At 65.6% G+C, this 2,882-nt stretch carries 3 protein-coding genes; 2 read left to right on the plus strand and 1 reads right to left on the minus strand.

Going from position 1 to position 2,882, the window contains the following annotated elements:
* Positions 1 to 52: 52 nt before the first annotated feature.
* Complete coding sequence (locus tag G1E_RS26950; RefSeq protein WP_047150294.1) at positions 53 to 1,417, minus strand: formimidoylglutamate deiminase; 1,365 nt, start codon at positions 1,415 to 1,417, stop codon at positions 53 to 55.
* 144 nt (positions 1,418 to 1,561) lie between these two features.
* On the opposite strand from G1E_RS26950, the gene hutC reads away from it, so the two are divergent.
* Together hutC and G1E_RS26960 are read left to right on the plus strand one after the other, a co-directional pair.
* Positions 1,562 to 2,272, plus strand: a complete 711-nt coding sequence (gene hutC / locus G1E_RS26955; RefSeq protein WP_154211989.1) for a histidine utilization repressor — start codon at positions 1,562 to 1,564, stop codon at positions 2,270 to 2,272.
* On the plus strand, positions 2,269 to 2,841 hold the full coding sequence (locus G1E_RS26960; protein ID WP_009683255.1) for a HutD family protein: 573 nt from the start codon (positions 2,269 to 2,271) through the stop codon (positions 2,839 to 2,841). Before hutC ends, G1E_RS26960 begins: the two co-directional genes overlap by 4 nt.
* Positions 2,842 to 2,882 lie beyond the last annotated feature (41 nt).

Raw genomic sequence — 2,882 nt, forward strand, 5'->3', positions numbered from 1 at the left:
CGCCCGCTCCCACAGGTACTACACAGTTCTCAAGCTTGGTGATGGCCCTGCATTACCCCAGCAACTGCCGCAGTACCTCGGCAAAGGCCACCCGGCTTTGTTCCTCCTGTGCATGCCGCCCCTGGCGCACTACCCACTGCCCATTCACCATCACATCGCGCACCTGGCGATCGCCGCCGGCAAACAGCCAGCGGTTGAGGATGGCATCACCCTCGGCCATCGCCAGGTAAGGGTCCTGCCCGTCGAGCACCAGCCAGTCGGCACGTTTGCCCACGGCCAGCGCGCCGATTGGCTGCCCCAGCGCCTGGGCGCCGCCCGCCAGCGCGGCGTCATACAGGGTGCGCCCGACCATTGGCTGATCACCCCGATACAGGCGGTTGCGGCGCTGGTCACGCAGCCGCTGGCCATATTCCAGCCAGCGTAATTCCTCGACCACGCTCAGCGATACATGGCTGTCTGAACCAATGCCCATGCGCCCGCCCTGGGCCAGGAACTCCACGGCCGGGAAAATCCCGTCGCCCAGGTTGGCTTCAGTGGTCAGGCACAGGCCTGCCACCGCGCCGCTGCGGGCCATGGCTGCGACCTCGTCGGGAGCTGCGTGGGTGGCGTGTACCAGGCACCAGCGCCGGTCGACGTCGACATGCTCATACAGCCACTGCAGGGGCCGCAGGCCGCTCCAGGCCAGGCAGTCGTCGACTTCCTTCTGCTGCTCGGCGATATGGATATGCACCGGTGCTTGCGTGTCACTGGCCGCCAGCACTTCGGCGAGCTGCACCGGCGCCACCGCCCGTAGCGAGTGGAAGCACAGGCCCAGGCGCTGCGCGGGCTGTGTGGCCAGCGCGGGGGCCAGCTGAGCCTGCAGTTGCAGGTATTGGTCGGTGGTATTGATGAAGCGCCGCTGGCCGTGGTTCGGCGCCAGGCCACCGAACCCGGCATGGCTGTACAGCACCGGCAACAAGGTCAGGCCGATACCACTGTCAGCGGCGGCCGCACTGATGCGGCGGGATAACTCGGCGGGGTCGGCGTAGGGCTTGCCGGCCTGGTCATGGTGCACATAGTGAAACTCGGCGACCGCGGTATAGCCGGCCTTGAGCATCTCGATGTACAGCTGCCGGGCAATGACCTGCAGTTGTTCTGGGCTGATCTGGCCGACCAGCCGGTACATCAGGTCGCGCCAGGTCCAGAAGCTGTCGTTGGGGTTGCCAGCAACCTCGGCCAGCCCCGCCATGGCGCGCTGAAAGGCATGCGAGTGCAGGTTGGGCATGCCGGGGACCAAGGGCCCGGCGAGCCGTTCGGCACCCTCGGGCGCAGCCCCTGGCTCGATACTGGCCACGTAGCCATCGCCGGCGACCTCGATGCGGACATGGCGGGCCCAGCCGCTGGGCAGCAGGGCACGTTCGGCGAAGTAGGCGGGCATGGTGCGAATCCTGTAATTGTTAGCTTGTATATACATATACAGGCGTTTGCCTGCCGGGTAAACTGCGGCAAGCTACAGCCCATTAAATTCGCACAAGGATCCAACGCCGTGCCGACACCTCCTGTCTCCGCGCTGGTTGCCCAGATGGGCGAGGGCCCGGCGCCGCTGTATGCGCGGGTCAAACAGATGATCGTCCAGCAGATCGACAACGGCAGCTGGCCGCCGCATCACCGGGTCCCCTCGGAGAGCGAGCTGGTCAACGAGCTCGGCTTCAGCCGCATGACCATCAACCGCGCCCTGCGTGAACTCACGGCCGAAGGCCTGCTGGTGCGCATGCAAGGGGTGGGCACTTTCGTGGCTGAGCCCAAAGGTCGGTCGGCGCTGTTCGAGGTGAACAACATCGCCGACGAAATTGCCGCCCGTGGCCACAAGCATACGTGTCAGGTCATCACCCTCACCGAGGAAGCGGCCGGCTCGGAGCGCGCCTTGGCCCTGGACATGCGCGAGGGCCAGCGGGTGTTTCATTCGCTGATCGTGCATTTCGAGAACGGCGTGCCGGTGCAGATCGAGGACCGTTACGTCAATGCGGCGATCGCCCCCGACTACCTCAAGCAGGATTTCACCCGGCAGACGCCCTACGCCTACCTGTCCCAGGTGGCGCCGTTGACCGAAGGCGAGCACGTGGTCGAGGCGATCCTCGCCGAGCCGGAGGAATGCCGGCTGTTGCAGATCGAGCGGGGCGAGCCTTGCCTGCTGATTCGGCGCCGCACCTGGTCGGGCCGCCAGCCGGTGACTGCCGCGCGGTTGATCCACCCCGGATCCCGTCATCGCCTGGAGGGGCGTTTCAGCAAATGAGCCAGTTGCAGGTGTTGCGCGCGCAGGATTACCCGCGCATGCCATGGAAGAACGGTGGCGGTTTCACTGAAGAAATCACCCGCGACAGCGGCGAAGGCCTGGACGGCTTCGGCTGGCGCCTGTCGATCGCCGATATCGAGGACTCGGGCGGCTTTTCCACGTTTGCCGGTTACCAGCGGATCATCACTGTGCTGCAGGGCGACGGCATGCGCCTGGTGGTGGACGGCCAGGCCAGCCGGCCATTGCTGGCCTGCGATGCATTTGCCTTCAGTGGCGAGAGCCAGGTCAGTTGCAGGTTGCTGGGCGGTGCGATTCGGGATTTCAACCTGATCTATGCGCCGCAGCGTTACCGGGCGCGGTTGCAGTGGCTGGACGGTACCCAGCGAATGTACACCTCGGCGTCGACGGTGTTGCTGTTTGCGGCCTGTAATCAGGTCGAGGTGGCCTTGGCTGGGCGTGAGGCGCAGCGGCTGGGGTTGTATGACTGCCTGCGGCTGGAGGGCAACGAAGCGTTGCTGGAGCTGGATGTGCAGGGGCGGTGCTGCCTGATCGAACTCATTCCAACTTGAGATAGCCGGGGCTGCGTTGCAGCCCAATCGCCGGCAAGCCA

The sequence above is a fragment of the Pseudomonas sp. TJI-51 genome, from assembly GCF_000190455.2.
Classification (GTDB): Bacteria; Pseudomonadota; Gammaproteobacteria; order Pseudomonadales; family Pseudomonadaceae; genus Aquipseudomonas; species Aquipseudomonas juntendi.

What these genes read in the sequence shown, in the direction of transcription:
- G1E_RS26950 (WP_047150294.1), bottom strand. Translation starts at nt 1,417, where the DNA reads ATGCCCGCCTACTTCGCCGAACGTGCCCTGCTGCCCAGCGGCTGGGCC.
- G1E_RS26960 (WP_009683255.1), top strand. Translation starts at nt 2,269, where the DNA reads ATGAGCCAGTTGCAGGTGTTGCGCGCGCAGGATTACCCGCGCATGCCA.
- hutC (WP_154211989.1), top strand. Translation starts at nt 1,562, where the DNA reads ATGGGCGAGGGCCCGGCGCCGCTGTATGCGCGGGTCAAACAGATGATC.